Source organism: Paenibacillus sp. NPDC056933 (genome assembly GCF_042674385.1).
GTDB lineage: Bacteria > Bacillota > Bacilli > Paenibacillales > Paenibacillaceae > Paenibacillus.
In genome coordinates this window covers 1,774,135-1,791,823 of record NZ_JBHUQN010000001.1, presented here as the reverse complement: position 1 = coordinate 1,791,823, position 17,689 = coordinate 1,774,135, and the positions used below count along the sequence as shown (strand labels likewise).

Annotated in this window: 22 protein-coding genes; 2 read left to right on the top strand and 20 right to left on the bottom strand. The window is 41.6% G+C overall.

The window, feature by feature from the left end; translation table 11 throughout:
• Positions 1–53 precede the first annotated feature (53 nt).
• From ACFTRD_RS08195 to ACFTRD_RS08175, 5 genes are all read right to left on the bottom strand, one after another.
• A complete protein-coding gene (locus ACFTRD_RS08195; protein ID WP_379378676.1) occupies positions 54–482 on the bottom strand; it encodes an NUDIX hydrolase in 429 nt (142 codons plus the stop codon).
• A gap of 395 nt (positions 483–877) precedes the next feature.
• Positions 878–1,255: a hypothetical protein gene (locus ACFTRD_RS08190; RefSeq protein ID WP_379378674.1), complete on the bottom strand. Its 378-nt coding sequence runs from the start codon at positions 1,253–1,255 to the stop codon at positions 878–880.
• Between the two features lie 243 nt (positions 1,256–1,498).
• Complete coding sequence (locus tag ACFTRD_RS08185; RefSeq protein WP_379381234.1) at positions 1,499–2,026, bottom strand: AAA family ATPase; 528 nt, start codon at positions 2,024–2,026, stop codon at positions 1,499–1,501.
• Positions 2,027–2,280: 254 nt separating this feature from the next.
• Entirely contained in the window at positions 2,281–2,871 is a 591-nt protein-coding gene (locus ACFTRD_RS08180; protein WP_379378672.1) for a DUF5071 domain-containing protein, read from the bottom strand.
• 190 nt (positions 2,872–3,061) lie between these two features.
• Entirely contained in the window at positions 3,062–3,265 is a 204-nt protein-coding gene (locus ACFTRD_RS08175; protein WP_379378670.1) for a helix-turn-helix domain-containing protein, read from the bottom strand.
• A 171-nt stretch (positions 3,266–3,436) separates the two neighbouring features.
• On the opposite strand from ACFTRD_RS08175, the gene ACFTRD_RS08170 reads away from it, so the two are divergent.
• Positions 3,437–3,724: a hypothetical protein gene (locus tag ACFTRD_RS08170; RefSeq protein WP_379378668.1), complete on the top strand. Its 288-nt coding sequence runs from the start codon at positions 3,437–3,439 to the stop codon at positions 3,722–3,724.
• A gap of 252 nt (positions 3,725–3,976) precedes the next feature.
• Here the strand turns inward: ACFTRD_RS08170 and ACFTRD_RS08165 are convergent, their stop codons facing one another.
• The 14 genes from ACFTRD_RS08165 to ACFTRD_RS08100 form a co-directional block, all read right to left on the bottom strand.
• Entirely contained in the window at positions 3,977–4,384 is a 408-nt protein-coding gene (locus ACFTRD_RS08165) for a hypothetical protein (protein ID WP_379378666.1), read from the bottom strand.
• A 195-nt stretch (positions 4,385–4,579) separates the two neighbouring features.
• A complete protein-coding gene (locus tag ACFTRD_RS08160) occupies positions 4,580–5,131 on the bottom strand; it encodes a nucleoside/nucleotide kinase family protein (RefSeq protein WP_379378664.1) in 552 nt (183 codons plus the stop codon).
• A 207-nt stretch (positions 5,132–5,338) separates the two neighbouring features.
• The gene (locus ACFTRD_RS08155; RefSeq protein ID WP_379378662.1) at positions 5,339–5,971 is read right to left on the bottom strand and encodes a hypothetical protein; all 633 of its coding nucleotides are present in this window, start codon (positions 5,969–5,971) and stop codon (positions 5,339–5,341) included.
• A 188-nt stretch (positions 5,972–6,159) separates the two neighbouring features.
• Positions 6,160–6,738, bottom strand: a complete 579-nt coding sequence (locus ACFTRD_RS08150) for a 5' nucleotidase, NT5C type (RefSeq protein ID WP_379378660.1) — start codon at positions 6,736–6,738, stop codon at positions 6,160–6,162.
• 206 nt (positions 6,739–6,944) lie between these two features.
• The gene (locus tag ACFTRD_RS08145; RefSeq protein WP_379381232.1) at positions 6,945–7,502 is read right to left on the bottom strand and encodes a DEAD/DEAH box helicase family protein; all 558 of its coding nucleotides are present in this window, start codon (positions 7,500–7,502) and stop codon (positions 6,945–6,947) included.
• Between the two features lie 485 nt (positions 7,503–7,987).
• Positions 7,988–9,100 carry a protein kinase domain-containing protein gene (locus ACFTRD_RS08140; RefSeq protein WP_379378659.1) on the bottom strand — a complete coding sequence of 371 codons (1,113 nt, stop codon included), beginning with the start codon at positions 9,098–9,100 and terminating at the stop codon, positions 7,988–7,990.
• 357 nt (positions 9,101–9,457) lie between these two features.
• Complete coding sequence (locus tag ACFTRD_RS08135) at positions 9,458–9,964, bottom strand: hypothetical protein (RefSeq protein WP_379378657.1); 507 nt, start codon at positions 9,962–9,964, stop codon at positions 9,458–9,460.
• A gap of 235 nt (positions 9,965–10,199) precedes the next feature.
• Complete coding sequence (locus tag ACFTRD_RS08130; protein ID WP_379378655.1) at positions 10,200–10,778, bottom strand: DEAD/DEAH box helicase family protein; 579 nt, start codon at positions 10,776–10,778, stop codon at positions 10,200–10,202.
• Between the two features lie 229 nt (positions 10,779–11,007).
• Entirely contained in the window at positions 11,008–12,105 is a 1,098-nt protein-coding gene (locus ACFTRD_RS08125) for a Gfo/Idh/MocA family protein (protein ID WP_379378653.1), read from the bottom strand.
• A gap of 98 nt (positions 12,106–12,203) precedes the next feature.
• Positions 12,204–13,376 carry a Gfo/Idh/MocA family protein gene (locus tag ACFTRD_RS08120; protein ID WP_379378651.1) on the bottom strand — a complete coding sequence of 391 codons (1,173 nt, stop codon included), beginning with the start codon at positions 13,374–13,376 and terminating at the stop codon, positions 12,204–12,206.
• A complete protein-coding gene (locus ACFTRD_RS08115) occupies positions 13,373–14,287 on the bottom strand; it encodes a sugar phosphate isomerase/epimerase family protein (RefSeq protein WP_379378649.1) in 915 nt (304 codons plus the stop codon). The genes ACFTRD_RS08120 and ACFTRD_RS08115 overlap by 4 nt, the downstream gene beginning before the upstream one ends.
• Positions 14,288–14,517: 230 nt before the next feature.
• Positions 14,518–15,015: a metallophosphoesterase family protein gene (locus tag ACFTRD_RS08110; RefSeq protein WP_379378647.1), complete on the bottom strand. Its 498-nt coding sequence runs from the start codon at positions 15,013–15,015 to the stop codon at positions 14,518–14,520.
• A gap of 36 nt (positions 15,016–15,051) precedes the next feature.
• A complete protein-coding gene (locus tag ACFTRD_RS08105; RefSeq protein ID WP_379378645.1) occupies positions 15,052–15,486 on the bottom strand; it encodes an Rrf2 family transcriptional regulator in 435 nt (144 codons plus the stop codon).
• Positions 15,487–15,649: 163 nt separating this feature from the next.
• Positions 15,650–16,027, bottom strand: coding sequence for a DivIVA domain-containing protein (locus ACFTRD_RS08100; protein WP_062326163.1), 378 nt, complete (start codon positions 16,025–16,027; stop codon positions 15,650–15,652).
• Between the two features lie 206 nt (positions 16,028–16,233).
• On the opposite strand from ACFTRD_RS08100, the gene ACFTRD_RS08095 reads away from it, so the two are divergent.
• Entirely contained in the window at positions 16,234–16,800 is a 567-nt protein-coding gene (locus ACFTRD_RS08095; protein WP_379378643.1) for a TraR/DksA C4-type zinc finger protein, read from the top strand.
• A gap of 159 nt (positions 16,801–16,959) precedes the next feature.
• On the opposite strand, the gene ACFTRD_RS08090 is transcribed toward ACFTRD_RS08095, so the two are convergent.
• Positions 16,960–17,643, bottom strand: coding sequence for an ArsR/SmtB family transcription factor (locus tag ACFTRD_RS08090; protein WP_379378641.1), 684 nt, complete (start codon positions 17,641–17,643; stop codon positions 16,960–16,962).
• Positions 17,644–17,689 lie beyond the last annotated feature (46 nt).

Here is a 17,689-nt window from a genome sequence, read left to right as displayed (position 1 = left end):
AGTGTGAATATAATGTTATATGAAGGATATGTCCTCTCTAACAGCTCACCAAATTACTTATTACCTTCATTAAAATATGTTATTTCATTTCCATCTATTAGTCTTCTTAATCCATCTTTATAGTAAGGCATTAATTGTTCTGCCTTCTCTATATCAATCCAAGCTATTTCAGAAATTTCGTTAGGTCTAATTAATTCTTCATTCCCACCAATGACCTCACCTTTAAATGTAATAAATAATACATGTTCTTCTTTTTTTAGAAATATACATTCATTCACTGCCACTATTCCATGAACTTTAATATCTAGTCCAGTTTCTTCTTTAGCTTCCCTTATTGCTGCTTGGTCTAATGATTCGTCTCTTTCAACAGCACCGCCTGGAAGAGACCATCGGTCACTAAAATCATCAATATTCCTGACCATTAACACTTTGGAATTGGTTGGATCAGTGATTAAGGAGTAAGCTACATCGACTCTGATCATAATGTTTGACTTCCCTTCTGATTAGATCTGCATATCTTTCATATAACGTTTCTGTAATCAGGAAACGACACAGCTTTAGATAGCTCTTATCTTAGGCTGGGTCGTTTGTTGTCTGAGTGTTCTTCCATGATTATACATATGAAAACCAAGGGGTGGTAGTCCAACAGCGTGAATACATTGTTATGCGCCGTTATTGGCTTCGAAGCATCACCTAAAAACCTTTGATCAAGATTCCAACTCTATTTCGCTTTGGTATAGAAACTCAACTTCGCCATCTAGCAAATATCGATATTCAAATAATTGTATTGTTCTTTCTCTAATTCTCTCCCGTATAACCGTGCCTAGCCTTACCGATCCTTGTGATCCAAGGTAACCATTATTAATAAATGTCTTCTCTACAAATTTTGTTTCCCGTAAGTGATACTCAAAGCCCCCCATCCCAATGTTGTAATAATCTCTTTGGAATTTTGAAATTCATTAAATTCCACTTCATAATCATGATCTATAGGATTTCGAAGCATTTCATCATAAAATCCCCCTTTCAAATCGTAGTTCCCAGTGCTCATGGATAACACTTCATTGTTAGATGGCTCCGATCGACCTTCAGTTATTTCTTTCAATTCTGTTCCATTACCTGTACTCTCTACATCAGGAGGCAGTTCAGAATTCATTATTGATTTAGTTTCGCTGTTCGAAGTAGTCGATTGACTACTATTTTGACAAGATGAACACATTATCGTAATAAAAAATAAGAAGAGTATCTTACCTTTCATAAATTATCTCCTTAAATATTATCTTTAATATTTACCGGTAATGGCGCATAACGTCTCTCGTATTCACGACGCCCCACCACCTTAAGGACGAAGGACTGGCCGCGACGCGGTTAAGTGGTGCGGGTGTTTCCGGCAGAATCTACTTCCCAGTTGCTGAAATGCCTCTTTGATTCCACTTCTAACTTCTGCCGGACCGAGGGACGAAATATCCCGAAGCGTGAATATGGTGTTATGTGGAGTCAGTCACACATTGATTTTTGAAATCTTCCTTAGAATTATTCTTATAACTTCTTCTGTTTCTTTATTATCTGTGTCAATATGTTCTTTAAATTTAATATCTTTAAATGCAATTACACCCGCGTTTGTTTGCTTCTGATACCATACATCAAATTTGTCTCCACGTTTTTCAATTCGCTTTTTGATCGTCTCTTCAGATGCTAAGAGGCAAAAATGAAAAGTATCTCGATCAATACTTCTTAATCCATTTAATATGTAGTTGAAATTGTCAGACTTATAAATGGTCATTGGAACAATAAGATGTTTCTTATACCTATTCATTAATTCTTGAGCTGTCTGTACTACAAGTATTCTCCATAGTTCTATATCCTGAAAATCATCAGTTCGTTCTTCTTCAAAGTAGATGTCTTCTGTTATGATTTTTCTCAACATATATCCAATTTCTTCAGGATCATAAATCATACTATTAGGTATTAGAGGCTGCAACTTTTGAGAAGTCGAGGTCTTGCCGGATCCAAATGACCCATTAATCATAATAATCAAGTGATCACTCCTTCTGGTTTAGGTTTACATTACGCACTTGACTGATTTCACATAACGTTTCTGTATCCACGACATACCACCGACTTAAGCGACCTTCGGGAGCGGCCGCGATGCGGTTAGTCGGTGCGGATGTGTCCGTCTGTTTCTAACTTCATTGCCGTTCCCTCCGGGCGGACCGAGGAGCCGCTAGGCTACGATGTGTGGATATGATGTTATCTGATTTATATTGGCGAGACTTCCTCGAACTACTTACAATTTAGCATTTGTTCAATCTCTATTAGATCTTCAAAATAATCTTGATTACGATCTTCTAACTTCTTGCTATCTATTATTTGTTTTATTTTTGATTCTTCAACTAGTTCTTCTCTTACTAATAGCCTCAATGCTTCAATATGTGCTGAATCATAATCAAAGCCTTTTGCTAGTTCTAATAGATCCTGTGACAATTTTCCCATTACTCCCTTTTCCCATTTGCTAATTACATATGTAATAATCCAATAATTCCAGTCTGACTCACTCTTTGTGAAAGCTCTCTTAATATATGGAACTAATGGTTCTCCCACAGCAACTAAAAATTCAGAAATTCTTATGGATCCTGGCCAATTAATATCCTGAAGCCAGGTTAGCACTTCATATAATATAGGTTTAATTCTCGGATAACCCATTTCAATTAATAGTTCGGCTGCATTATCCCATAACGCTTTATCTAATAATGGCAGCACTAATAAACTCATTTGATGCTCTGGTAATTCTTTTAATTTCTCTTTTGCCAGTTGTAATTCTTCATTTGTCTTCTGCCAATGCAACTGACGTAGTAATTGTTCTACATCTTCCATGAACGCACCTCATAACTCGCCAATATATTTCAGATAACGTTCCTGTATTCATGAACCCGTAGGGTTGTCTGCTGAAATTCTTCTCCGAAATCCATACCGCAAACCAACGCTCCTTGAGGAGCCGTTGCTCGAATATTATGTTATACGGCGGAATATCCTTGTAGAATAACCAGCAGATGTTCTTATCCCATCATTGATCAGCTATATGCTCCAATAGATCACCAGGCTGGCATCCCAATGCCGTACATAATTTATCAATTACTTCTAATGACACATAATCATTCGTATTGAGCTTCGCCATCGTAGCAGACGAAATCCCCGTCATTTTTAGTAAATCCTGCTTCTTAATTTCCCTGTCGATCAATAATTTTTGAAATGGTTTATAACTTATCATCTGGTATCCCTTCATATCCGAATTGAATTTTTCTTTAATTATATGAAAGTATATTTCCTTAATCAAAAATATCTTTGACATGTCTTGACTACAAATTTCATTATGATAAAATAATATTCAACAAGTTGAATTTTTGTTTGCAAAATAAAACATAGCGGACGGTGATCATTTATGCACAATTCTTTAGAAGTCTTACTTGATTCGTTGATTCGTAATCGAATTGAAGCTTTATATAGTGCCCTTCTCAAAAACAACTCCATCTATAATCAATTCTCATCCGATCGGAATCTTTACTTCAAACAGTTACATGAGCTTTTACCTCAGGATATGCATAAAACTCTATTTCTTTACGATGACGCAGACCTTTCTGTTCATACCATATTAGAACGTGAAATCTATTTACAGGGGTTTAAAGATGCTCTTCAATTACATAATGAATTAAATATATCATCTAATTGAGAGCCAAAGGGCTCTCTTTCATTCGAGTCTGTCGTATAACGTTCTTGTATTTACGAGCCCGAGAACCTTAAGGTAGCTTCAGCTGCCGACCGCGACGCGGTTAGGTTCGTAGTTCGCCTGAACCCCACTTCTCTGAACTCCCTCGGGCGAACCGAGGGCCGAATGGCCCGATGCGTGAATATGGTGTTATATACTGTCCCGACTTCTTCGATCCACAACTACATTCTCATTTCATTGCACTCTACAAAACTGTTATTTTTCTTTATAGTCATTTGCTGCCTCTTTACTCCCTTCATTTTTAGAATTAATCCCCAATTCAATTCCCCAATCTAGTAATTTTGGAATTGCCTCTGAAAGTAGCTCTAACAATCTACGATACTCCCATTCATCGTCAAAACAAATTGCAGTTTTAGCTACATTAGGAAGATGTTCTATTAGCCAATCAGAAGGAATTGTTTTAATCTTTTTCCTCGCTATTTCAATTGGGTGGGTATTTTGTGGCTGGCAAGCCCATTCAATAAGGATAGTGAGTATTTTTATTCCAAGCCCCGTAGGGATACGTTCAATATCTTCTAGTCTAGTTGATATATTGGGAGATATTTGATTAATTTCATAATCTATTTTCAGTTCTTGCCATGATGCCATACCATTATTCATCATCCTTCCCTCCTAATACATTCATCCTCAATTGGAACTTAGATCTCCGGGATTGCATATAACGTTCCTGTATTCATGAACCCCGAAGGGGTTGTCTGCTGAAATTCCTCCCCGAAATCCATCCAGCAGACCAAGGCTCCAAAGGAGCCGAAGCTTGAATATGGTGTTAGGCGATGCACTTAACCCCTTCGATTATGCTTAAAATGTCCTTCTCTCTTCTACTGACTTTATGATTATTTTGACAATCTCTTCCAATCCTAATGTACCGTCAATTATAATGTCTGAATTCGGCTTCGTTGTCTGTAACATACCTAAATATGCTAATCTCCCACTGTTAATATAATTCATCATGTCATTCTTAATCTCTTCAATATTATGTTCTGTATAATCCCTAAGAATTCTTCTAGCCATCGCAATATCTAAAGGAGTATCAACAAAAATCGAAAGATTAATATAGTTACTCATTTCATTATGAGAATAAGCAAATGGGTAATCAAGAATGATATAATCTAGTTCTGGTTCATTCATTAAGGATTGGATATCTCTAATCAATGGAAGCAGATTCCACTGGTTACTATCAGATCCGTCCTCAACCCACTTACAAATATCTTCCGGCTCACCCTCAAATTCATAATCATCAAAATATAGTGCCTTCGAGTTTTTCATCAGTTCCGACAAGCGGTTGGTCATTGTTGTTTTTCCACCACCAGAAACCGCAGAAACAGCAAATATATAAGGTTGGTGTTTCATTTGAACTCCCTTCGATTTTTAGACGATGTTTTTACGGTCTTTCAAGGGTTTCGCCTAACGTTCTGTTGTTCACGAACCCGAGAGGCTTAAAGCGCAGCGCGCCGGGTCGAAGACTTAGCCTCACAGGAGTTGTCTGCCTGACCACACTTCCCCGAAATGCGTCAAGCAGACCAAGGAGCCGACAGGCGACGTAGCGTGAAAACGATGTTAGGCGGAGTCATTGTCTTCCATGATTAATCTTGCATATTCATTCCATTCTTTATTATCAGTGTTGATTTCTAAGGTAGGTACTATTGATCTTGTTACATTATATCTTAGATTGTTTTGAGTACCGATAAGCTCTTTACATGCTCGTCCAATATCCGACTCTGACTTATTGGGCCATTCACCTGGATTTCTACTCTTTATTCTTTCTTCTACAACTTCATCCGATATTGTAAGCAGAATACATTTAGCCCCTAGTTCAATTAACTGCTTTTCAATGTCGATAATTTCAGTATCATCATATTCTGGGAAAGCGACACGATGGTTTAGATGGAATCTTTCTAGGACGAAGAAAAGCCCCCGAGATCTTCTGGATGCTGGTCCTAAATGTATTGCCCAATCATTAAGTTTCTTTAGCATTTCTACTCTTTCCTTAAGTAAATTCAAATGTTCATCTCGAGATAAACTCACATACTCCCCATGATTGTTATTTAGTATTTGTGAGTAATGTTCTCCAAGAACAACTACACTCCGTTCTGCGGATTCATCTTGCGATTGATACTGTTTTATTGCTCTTAGTACCGATGTTTTTCCAGCATTAGAATACCCTTCAAGAATTACTCCTCTGATATTCATCCTTTAAATACTCCTTCTTTACAATGATTTCATATAACGTATCGTATTCACGACGTCCCACCACCTTATGCGACCAAAAGGGAGCGACCGCGATGCGGTTAGGTGGTGCGGATGTGTCCCGGCATCTACTTCTCCGACTTATCTTCCAGGGATCGAGGCGGCATGTCCGCCAAAGCTTGAACACATTGTTATATGACGCATCCCGACTTCTTCGCGAATCTTTCGATATCATTAATGTGTTTTACTACTTCTGACCAATTATTTGCACGGAAAACAAACTCATTATTCACGTTTCGATTATATGGTTGGTCATACAAAATGACTGGTTTATTTGATCGAGAAAATTCCTCCGCATAGTGTGGGGCATCATCAATTAACAAATCCACATCTAACTTATTACACTCACGGAGCTTATCTTCAGTAAATATAATGTTGTGGTACTTAATGTTATGATGTTTCAGCCAATCTAGCGTAACATTACGAAAAATATGCGGTCGAGCAGTAACAAAAGATATTGTATGCTCATTATAAAGTAGATGCAATTCTTCAATCGCCCTTGGTAAAGGTGAGGAGTTCCAATGAATATCATGACCGTACAAATGGTAAACCCGATCTCTCTCCAAGTTGTCCCAGCCATAGATTCGATAGATATAAAAGTCAGTTACATCTTCAGGCAAAAACTTCTGAGCCGATTCCATGTTGTAATAATGAAGGTGTGCTGTGGTTGCATCAAGAATTGTATTGTCAAGATCTATACCAAGGTGCATTGTCTGGCATCTCCTATTCCATAAGTTTTTAAGTTTTACAGTTCCTTTCGGGGTGTTTCATATAACGTTCCTGTATCCATGAACTTGCGTAGCAAGTTGTCACATGAATCAACTACTCTGCCAAAAGCATCATTGTGACCAAGGTGTAGCCGCAGCTTGAATATGTTGTTATAAGATGTTGGTGCCTTCTTGAATTACTCACACGACTATAAATTAAATTCATCTTTAATTAATCTTGCGACTTCATCTGCACTTAAATTTGTATTATTGATTCTCAGATAGTTCTCTCTAGTAATTTCTCCCTCTTTTGAATTGAGTCTATATTTTTCCATCGTGTTGATTAAGTCCATTTCAGAATGTTCAATATTTCTTTTTGTTGGTTTTTGATCAAGTCTAAACGCTGTTGTATTTCGTTTTAATCTTTCTTCTATATTTGACTCTAATTCAACAAAATAAATTTCTGCTCCTTTCGTTTCAAACATGTTACATGTGTGCTTGACGAATTCCCAGTCCTCCTGAAGGTCAAACCCCCAAACGTAAGTAAAAATAAGTCCATACTGGTTGCTGCTTGCGAACGATTCAAAAAGCTCTCTTCTTACGATACTTGATAACCTCCAAGTTTCACTACCAAAACCAAAAAAGGGATGAAACAGCTCGATAGACATATGATTGTGAAACAATTTCAATTCCGTTATTTTCGTTAATTCATGACCAACCGTCATCTTCCCGACGGCCTGTGGGCCAAATATCAGTATGAACTTAATGGTAATCACCCCTGTTCTTAATATCTTGCGCCAATTTCGTATAACGTTCCTGTATTCACGACGTCCATCTCCCTTAGATAGCTCTTATCTTAGGGAGTTGGATGTGTCCGCCTGACTCCGCTCCCTTGCTTATCGCTCCGGGTGGACCAAGGGTCGGCAACAGCCAATCCGTAGCGTGAATATTATGTTATACGACGGAACTTTGAGTTACTTCCACATTAACTTTATTTCACTCTCATGAATGGACTCCAAACATCCCTGTCATTCCTTAATGCTTATTAAATCCGAACTTTTTATCCTATAAATGATTTTTCTGGTGCTTTTTCCATTAAGCACTCTGAAATCTCATCAACTCTATTCTTTCCATGCCAACTATTTCAACTTTGTATTGAATGACAACAGCAAACACTGAGTGATTTAAAAATTATTGAGCAACATCCAAATTCAGCTCCAATAATGTTTTAACAATCGAAATCTAAAGTAGACTAGACAAGCCTGGGATTCGAGAAGGGTAGCTGGAACCCAGTTTTCATACAGACCCGTTCAATCTCCTCAACTGGAAACGATGTATTCCTGTTCTTCGAAACGAGATTTGTGTAGAAATCATTAATCACTACAGCTATTGGAGCGTACCGCATTATAATCTCCGCTGCCGAATCCATCACTTCTAGGAATTCCTTACCCTCAGCACAACGACGTATGAATTCGATTCGTTCAGAACGGTTCATCTTACCAGTCAATGCTGCTACAAGCCAGTTCACTATTTGTGTTGCCACATAACATCCATCATGAGTCTTGTTCAATTCAAAAAACTCCAATTCGGAATCTGACAGTTCAAATCGAGAAGACGTTGCAAGTCCGAAGTCCGAAATATACACACGGTGTCCGTCGGTTAAAACATTGTTAAAGTGAACGTCGAAATGTAGTAATCCGTTAGCACTCATAAAGGAGACCGTTGAGAGCAAGTTTGAGTCCAACAAGGCAAACGCTGAATTGGCTGCATTCTCACCAATAGCGACCTGTTCGGTAAGCCAGTTATGCAGGTTATAAGCTACGTACTCACAAAACAGTACAACATTGTAGTTGGATTGCTCAAGGGCCTCAATACGATCCTGTATTTTTGAAGTACCCCAAAACTCAACCATTTTGGAAACATCGCTCAGTTCCTCAGAGATTGGATTACGCCGTTCTGAGCTTTTTAACACCCGCCAGTGACACATTAGGGGGAAGTTCTCACACTGTCTCGCCAGAACCCAGTTGGTGGTCATTGTATGGGCAGCGACCTCACGCCACACTCCACCACCTGGTGAACCTATCCCATAGTGGCAATACGGAGGAAGATTGAACGCGTTTCTAGTAGACATATAATTTTCGGAGTGGCTTTCTAGTTCCGTAAGCGGCACCATTTTCACGAACACGGGTGTATCATCAATTTGTAAGAAAGCCGTTGTACCGCCAATACCAGTATTTAGAACCGTAGCTTTTTCCACTCGCTTGCTAAGTTGCTCATCACTTAACAGACTTAAGGCAGTGGACATGGCGGCATAGCGGGCAAGTCGAATGTCATGAGTCGATTGCTCGTTCATTGATAATTTCATAAGGGATAATATCCTTTCGCTCTGTTTTTTTGGTTAATGCATATTTACCATTAATCTAACTATTACAAGATTAGTACAATCAATAAAAAACGAATGGTTGATAACTACACCATGAAATTCCGATTACCCTTAATATATTCGTTCACAACTTAATCTCCTAGCATTACTCAATTGGCATACCCTTTAAAGATTCATCTCTCCGTTCTGTCGTATAACGTTCTGTATTCACGACGTCCGACGGAGTCGGATGTGTCCGGCTGCTTCTGCTTCGCTGAAATCCCTCTGCCGCACCGAGGGCGTATGCCCGATGTGTGAATATTATGTTGAGTGGAGTTACGAACCTCTTTGAATTGCTATCTAGGTATTAATTGTCTTTGTATATGTTTTTACTGAATCCGGAGAAGCTCCTTTAAACTCTGCTTCTTTACTTTCATCACTTATCTGTCTCGCAGTTATCTCCAATCCATCAAAACATGCATTTTCTTTGTACCAATCAATTAATTCAAATAAAGATACACTTTCTTGCACTTCCTTAACTTCATAATGCGATACAATTGTTATTGTAAATGCCGGGACTAGAGCATCCGCCTTCAAGTAATACATAAAATTTTTACCTGTGTAGTGCTTCATAAGGTATACCTCTATTTCTTTCTCAAGAAAAGAAAACACTTCGATCAATTGATCTGATGATATTCTATTATTCTTTATAAGTCTATTGAATCCATGGATGTACACGTAATTATAATTTGCTTCATTTCTGGTTAGAGTAGGGTCATTAGAAAACAAAAAAGTTGGACAAGTTATTATTGAAGTAACCTCTCGATAAGCCTTCTGAGCATATGTATCTAAATATTCTAAAATCAAGTACTTTCCCTCTCTTCAGTAATTTCACTTAACGTTTCTGTATTCACGACGTCGTCCCCCCCTAGATAGCTCCTATCTTAGGGGGATAGATGTGTCCGGATGTCTATGCTTCCTCGAAACTGAAATGCCCCTTCGAATCCACTTCTAACTTCTGCCGGACCGAGGGCGTATGCCCGATACGTGAATATATTGTTATAGGATGTCAGCGTCTTGATTGATTCACCCACAGATTCATTCAATTGTTAATATAGCTATAAAAGTCATCTTCTCTCACATCAATTTTATTAGTTCTTGATGGCACATGGTTTTCCAACACCTTTAATATTTCTTGAAATGTAGTTTCTACATCACTACTTGAATTTATTATTCGATATTCATTCGGGAGTTTGTTCCTTCCCCTAATGAGGGAGTTCATTTTTATAGAAGTTTCCCAATCAGTGTAACTATTCCCGTTATCTCTATTTAGAATTCTATATTTAATCACTTCATCTTGATCACTACAAAGTGTCAAAATAGTATAGTTATACCCTTCAAATTCTTTAGGAATATCCAACATTCTAATATCATTCAGATCTGTAATAATAATATGCTTAAACCCATGACGATTATAGTTTTTTACGACCAACATCAAATTCTCAAATGCTAATTGTTCTTCTTCTTTTTGAGTGATCTGAACTGAAGGTGCTAGAGAGCGAAATTCTGGAATCCAACCAAATTCAAAATATGGAGTCCTAAAGTGTTCATGTAATCTCTGGGACAATGTTGTCTTTCCATTCCCAGGCGAACCGTGGAGAATAATAAAATCGAGGTTCAAAGTCTTCACCTGCTTACTAAAGAATTTTCGTCTTTATGCTCTGACGCTGATTTCCTATAACATCTAATTTATGTACTTCGTAAACACCACACAATCAGCTCAATTTCTGAACTACATACATAATAAACCATATTATTCCATTTGCGAAGGTACTACAACAAACAAAAGAGCGACCATTGCATCAGCCGCTCTCCCCTACATATTCTATTACTATTTTAAATAGACTAGCTTATTTCGCACCACTGCTCCATACCACTCTCTCACTCATCGCCTTATGCTGCGCAATCAAACAGAGTTCTGCCGCTTTAAACGCATGCTCCTGTGTCATCGCGATTTCTGTTCGATCTAGACAATCCCGGATCAGTTCTCCGAAGAACGGATAACCGACCTGTCCTTTGACACTATAGCGATATTCCCCTTCATGGTTAACCAGATACACCTGATCGCCTTCACGCTCCCTCGCCACGTCGATATACTTACGCAGCTCAATGTAACCGTCTGTTCCCAAAATAACCGTTCGCCCATCGCCCCAGGTACCCAGACCATCCGGTGTAAACCAGTCTACGCGGAAGTAACCGGAAGCCCCGTTGTTGCCTATTAGTGATGCTTCCCCAAAGTCCTCCAGTTCCGGGAATTGTGGATGATTGAAGTTATGCACCCTGCTGAACCCTACCTCTGCATCCGTACATGAAGCAAAGGTCAGAAACTGCTCAATCTGATGACTTCCAATATCACAGAGGATGCCGCCATACTTTTCATGCTGGAAGAACCATTCAGGCCGACCACCCGCATTCAATCGATGCGGCCCCGTCCCCATCACCTGGACAACCTTGCCGATCGCTCCCTGTTCGATCAGTTGTCCAGCATAGACTGCACTCTCCACATGCAGACGTTCACTGTAATAAACCATATACTTTTTCCCAGTGCGTTTGACCTCTTGACGTGCAAGGGACAGTTGATCCAGTGTGGTAAAGGGGGCTTTATCGGTAAAATAATCCTTGCCTGCGGCCATAACTCTCATGCCGAGTGGTGCACGTTCCGATGGTATGGCTGCTCCGGCGACGAGCTGCACTTCATCGTCGGCAAGCACAGCCGCTTCAGATGCGGCGACCTGTGCCTGCGGGAACTGTTTCCGAAAAGCCTCAACTTTAGCTGGGTCAGGATCGTATACCCATTTGAGCGTTGCCCCAGCCTCCACCAGTCCACCAACCATACCATAGATGTGCCCGTGATCCAGTGCAACTGCCCCGATGACAAATTCCCCCGGGCCGCATACAACCTCTTTTTTCACACTCTTTGGAGCATAGAACATTCCGTCTTTTGCCATGTCTTATCCATCCTTCCCTTATGGGCATTTCAATTAGTGCCTCATCTGATTACGTATTGAAAGTGAGTCCCTGGATCCTGCATTTGTGCAAATTAACACTACTTAAATGTCTGTGACAGATCAGCAGGCTGACTGCTGCTTCCTGCCTTGTCTTTCTTTGTATTTGAACTGGCAATCCGCTGCTGTAAATGCTCATAGAACAAATCCTCATCGATCGGCAGATCCACCCAGTTATCCGTCCAGGTTGAAAGCAGCATGGCATTGGACAATGTTAAACCATGGATACCCTCTTCTCCCGGAGCAATGAGCGGAGTCCCGTTCAGGATGGCATCGATCCAGTTGCGAATCAGACCGGGATGTCCGGTCTCCACACCGGTAATCGGCACCTCGCATTTCCAGCATTCCGGCTGTCCAAATCCTCCGGTAAATCTCTGATTGAATTCCGGTTCAGGTTCACGAAGACGCCAGAAGGTCAACTGACCATCTTCAATGACAATTTTGCCGCGATCCCCATTGACTTCAAAGCGGTTGGTTCCTGGTGCTTCACCCGTTGTGGTCACGAATACACCTGTTGCTCCATTTTCATACTCGACATATGCCGTTACATCATCCTCCACTTCAATGTTCCGGTATTTGCCGAATGAACAGAAGGCCCGCACACGAACGGGCATCATGCCGATAGTCCATTGCCACAGGTCCAGTTGGTGAGGGTCCTGGTTGATCAGCACACCGCCCCCTTCACCAGCCCACGTTGCCCGCCAGCCGCCCGAATCATAATAGCTCTGAGAGCGATACCAGTTCGTAATAATCCAGTTGGTGCGCCGTACCTCACCCAGTTCTCCCGAGGCAATCAGATCCCTTAACTTGATATATAAAGGGTTGGTTCGCTGGTTATACATCATGGAAAACACTTTGCCGCTGGCAGCCGCCGCTTCATTCATCTCGCGTACCTGTTTGGTGTATACTCCGGCAGGTTTCTCGATCATGACATGCAAACCATACTGAAAAGCCTGAATGGCCTTTTCGGGATGGTCATAATGCGGAGTGGCTATAATTACCGCATCAATCGTCCCTGATGACATCATCTGCTCCGCATCCTGCCAATAGGTGACTGAAGCCGGAAGGTTGCTGGATACCCAGCTCTCCATTTCTTGTCTCACATCACACACAGCCACCAGTTCTGCACCAGGTACTTCTCCTGCTACCAACGTTCTGGCATGCGCTGCACCCATATTCCCAATTCCAATAACGGCTACTCGAACCAAACTCATACCTGTACCTCCTCGTCCACACGACGTTCAATTTCGGCAAACACATCTGCAAAATGCTGTAACATCGCCTTCGATTCCAAGACTCCGCTAAAATCCTCAATGCCGTAATACCCGTCATATCCAACGGATTTCAGGTCACGGAATACCTGCAACCAATTCACCACGCCTTCGGTCAGGGGCGCCCACTGACAATGCCAATTTGATGTTAGCGAGATTTCTGTACTCTGTTCATTCACATTGGAATTCAAATTCATGTTAGGCGTATCCTTGAACCAAGCCGCATTCTTCACATGCACATGTGCCAGATAAGGTCCCAGCAATTCCAGTCCCATACGATGGTTCTCATATCCTTCATGGACCATGTTGCCTGGATCGTACAAAACGCCCACATGCTGTGAGTCCAGCGATTGCACAAGCCGATAAGCCAGTGATGCAGTGGGTGCAATCGTTAGATGATGAGTTTCTACTACAGCCTTTACCTTATACTGTTGTGCCATCTCCTGAACTTCGCTCAGGTAATGCACGGCTTGTTTGTACAATTCAGGGTAGCTGGTCGTGCGATCATAGCCCGGAACCCCAACACGCATCATGGATGCGCCCAAGGCCTTAGCCGCTTGAAAGGCCTGCTCTGTAGCAAGCAGATCTCCGCAGCTCAGATACGGCACCAATGCAATCGATTGTCTGCCATGCTTTTTTGCCTTTTCACGGAATGCCGGTACCTGTTCCTCCCACTGGTCCGGATCGATCGAGCAACGATTATGTCTCCAATAGGAAGGTTCTTCTGACAAAGCATCAGCCGGTATTCCGCGATATCTCCATTCAATTCCTTCGATGCCAGCTGCGGCTGCAGCAGTAGCTAATTCATCTGCCGTCAAGTCCGGTGTGGCTACAGTGAATACAGATAACTTCATCAACATTCATCTCCTTATGTAAACGTATTCAATTTATGGTTGTAAACGCATTGTATCATTCATACGAATGCCTCCATAGGGGTCAACGCGAAGAGATGAATGACAGATAAACAGCAGACCATATTCCCCATTCAGAGATAACTTGCAAGTTCTCTTTTGAACATACACATAACAAAAGCACCTCGAATAACAGAAGATCCTTCTGATTCGAGATGCCTGGTTTTCAACTTCTATTTTGCATCAAAAAAAACATGTTCCGCCTGCAATTTCCCCATCTGTGTCGTTATAATACCAAAAGAATACTGGGGCTGACGCCGCCGATCCGTAGGTGAACCCGGATTAAATATCAGCACATCATTGACCGTATGCATCACCGGGATGTGCGAGTGTCCAAAAATCACGGCATCCACCTGCTGCCCTGCAAAGGTATGGATCGCATTCTGCTCGGTAGAATTCGTTCCGAGATGACCATGTACAAGACCAAGACGCAAACCGTCCGCCTCAACGATGCGGGAGAACCCGAGTTTTTGACTTATTTCAGGCGGGTCCGTATTGCCTGCAACACCTTCAACGGGTGCATAAGCGCTGAGCAGCTTGTATACACTCCAGTCCGACCAGTCCCCCGCATGGAGAATCAGATCAGCATCTGATAGCGCCTCAACCAGGGGAGCGGGTAACGTACGTGCTCTTCGAGGTAAATGAGTGTCCGAGATGACGATAATTTTCATAGTACAGCACACCTTCCCTTTCCCTTATATTACGCTTTATTCGGCATGTGATGGAAGAACTTCAATCTGGGAACAGGAACGCTCCATATCTTCAAGGGTAATGGATGCGAAGAACTGTTCCACCTTTGATTCGGCGACCTGGTACAGATTGGTCAGAAGACTGTCGATCCGGAGGCCCACATCACAATTCGGATTGCAGTTTCCGTGAATCGGAAACAATGGGCCTTCATCCTTGGCAGCCTGATAGATCATGGCTAATGTAATTTCACTTGAAGGCTTGGCAAGATAGAATCCTCTTGTTCCTGGTGAAGAGTCCACTAGTCCTGCCTTTTTCAACCCGCCCAAAATACGTCTGACAACGACAGGGTTGGTATTCACACTACCTGCAATCAATGCCGAAGTGATTCGTTCAGGCGCGCTGAGAGACAACAACAACAAACAATGCACACTGACCGAAAAATGAGTACTCATGATTAACCACCTTTTAATTGAGCATTTTGCATAAATCCCAAAGAGCGCCTTCCAATCAGCAAGATATAGATCGAAATGATTCTATTCGTATATATCTTGTACCCGTAGCGATCATAATCGAATTATGGAAAATGCTGATTTTATATAATCCCAGATGTGCAGTTTACTCCGAGAACAGGTCCTGCTCAGGGCGGGCCCTAATTTTTAATTGCCGAACACTGTATTCCAGCTGTTTCACAATATCATCCAGTTGTTTGCGATCAATCTTCGTTGGATCTTCTACAGGCTTCGCCGTTGATTTCAGATCCCGAATCGTTAACTGCTGTTCTTGCCACTTGTCCATCAGATCCGCTATATTGGCATAGAAACGTTCGTAATCTTTAATCACCAAATCCAGATAGGCATCCACCTCATCCGGATCATAACCACGAAGTTTATAGTTGAATTGTTTTTCATGAATGGATAAGGCGTCGAGCTGCACGCCCAATTGCTTGAATAATTGTCTTTGTTTGTCCAATCTTCGTTTCATATGCTCATCCATATTGGCAACCCTCCATTATCAAACGCGCTGCGGTATGCATCGGTAGGACACCAGATACCGCCGCATTTTCTCTCTCTATTTTTTATAACACATTATCTGTCAGATATAAAATCGTACGCCCCTCTTTATACGCGAAACTGATTGCTTTTTGTGAAATTCGGGTAAGGACTGACTACAACCCCATTGCGGGAAAGGAGCATGTTCTTATGAGTACATTAAACAAAGATCAACTTCAACAACTAAAAAACGCTCTTTTGGAACAACGCGAAAACCTACAGCGCCATTTTGAATCCAGCATGGAAGACGGTGCTCCCGCCGAATCCCTGAAAGATTCAACAGGCGAACTGTCATCATACGATAATCACCCGGCAGACGCCGGTACGGAAACGTTTGAGCGAAGCCGTGACTTGGCGATCGATGATACGTTAACCGACGAGTTCAATCAGGTAAACGAAGCGTTGGAGCGAATCGATCAGGGAACGTATGGCACCTGTGTGACCTGTGGTAAAGATATTCCCTTCGAACGACTTGAGGCAATCCCTTACACAGCCTACTGTATCGATGATACGCCTAACCGCGAGTTAAGCAACGAACGGCCCGTTGAAGAGGAGGTCATGACGATGCCGCCAAGCGGTGCCGGAGAAGTAAGACAGCGCAATGCTGGCAAGTTCGATAACGCTGACGCCTGGGAAGCCGTCGAGGAGTATGGCACATCGAACTCCCCCGCAACCGCAGCCAAACGTGACGTGAAAGATTATGATGAAAACATGTAGTTTATGAACGAATTAAGATCGTTTACGCTAATATAGGTACATGTCTTCCATCATCCCAAATTACGCATGAAAAAGCCGCCAATGGCGGCTTTTTTTCTTGGTAGAGCATATCATCTTTACCCAGACGAAACTTCAATAAAGCCGATGAATATGCTTCAATTACTCTTCCGCCTGACCACCAGACGAGGATTTCTTCTGCTTTTTAGCAGGTTTTGACGCTTTTGCAACAGACCTGCCCTTATCGGGTGAAACCTTCTTTTTCAATTTCACATCTGTTTCCGAAACGGGCTTATTCACCGTATCCTTGGATAAGGAACTGAATAAATGAAAGACCTCCTGGTCCGTACTATGCTTATCTTTCGTTAAATAAGGTTCACACATCTTCGTAATATTGTTGTACAGCTGCTCTACTTCTTCCCGGCTACCATACAACGTCATATCCGAGATGAACATACGGTCCCCGTTCTCCGCCTGATTCATAAATCGCCGACGGCTCTGCTCAAACATTTCATTTAACAATTTGAAGGTTTCGGAACGAAATACCTCCTTTAAAGGTGAATTCTCTTCATCTTCGTTACGAAGCTGAATTTCTCCTTTGAAGGGCTCATAATATTTGGCGATGATTCCATTAATTTCACGAGTGGATACGATGGTGAGCAGACCGATTTTCTCCAGTTTTTTCACATGATAATGTACCTTGGCTGGCACCTCGCCCATCTGGTCTGCGATCTCTTTGACCGTAGAGGGTCTGCCCTGTTTATTAAACATATTCAGGATCTGTATCCGATACGGATCGGAGTAGACCTTGATTTCTTCAATCGTTGAAAGTACTTTGCGCTGCATACCTGTATCCTCATTTCCGGGGTACCTGTTGCCCATCATGTGTATA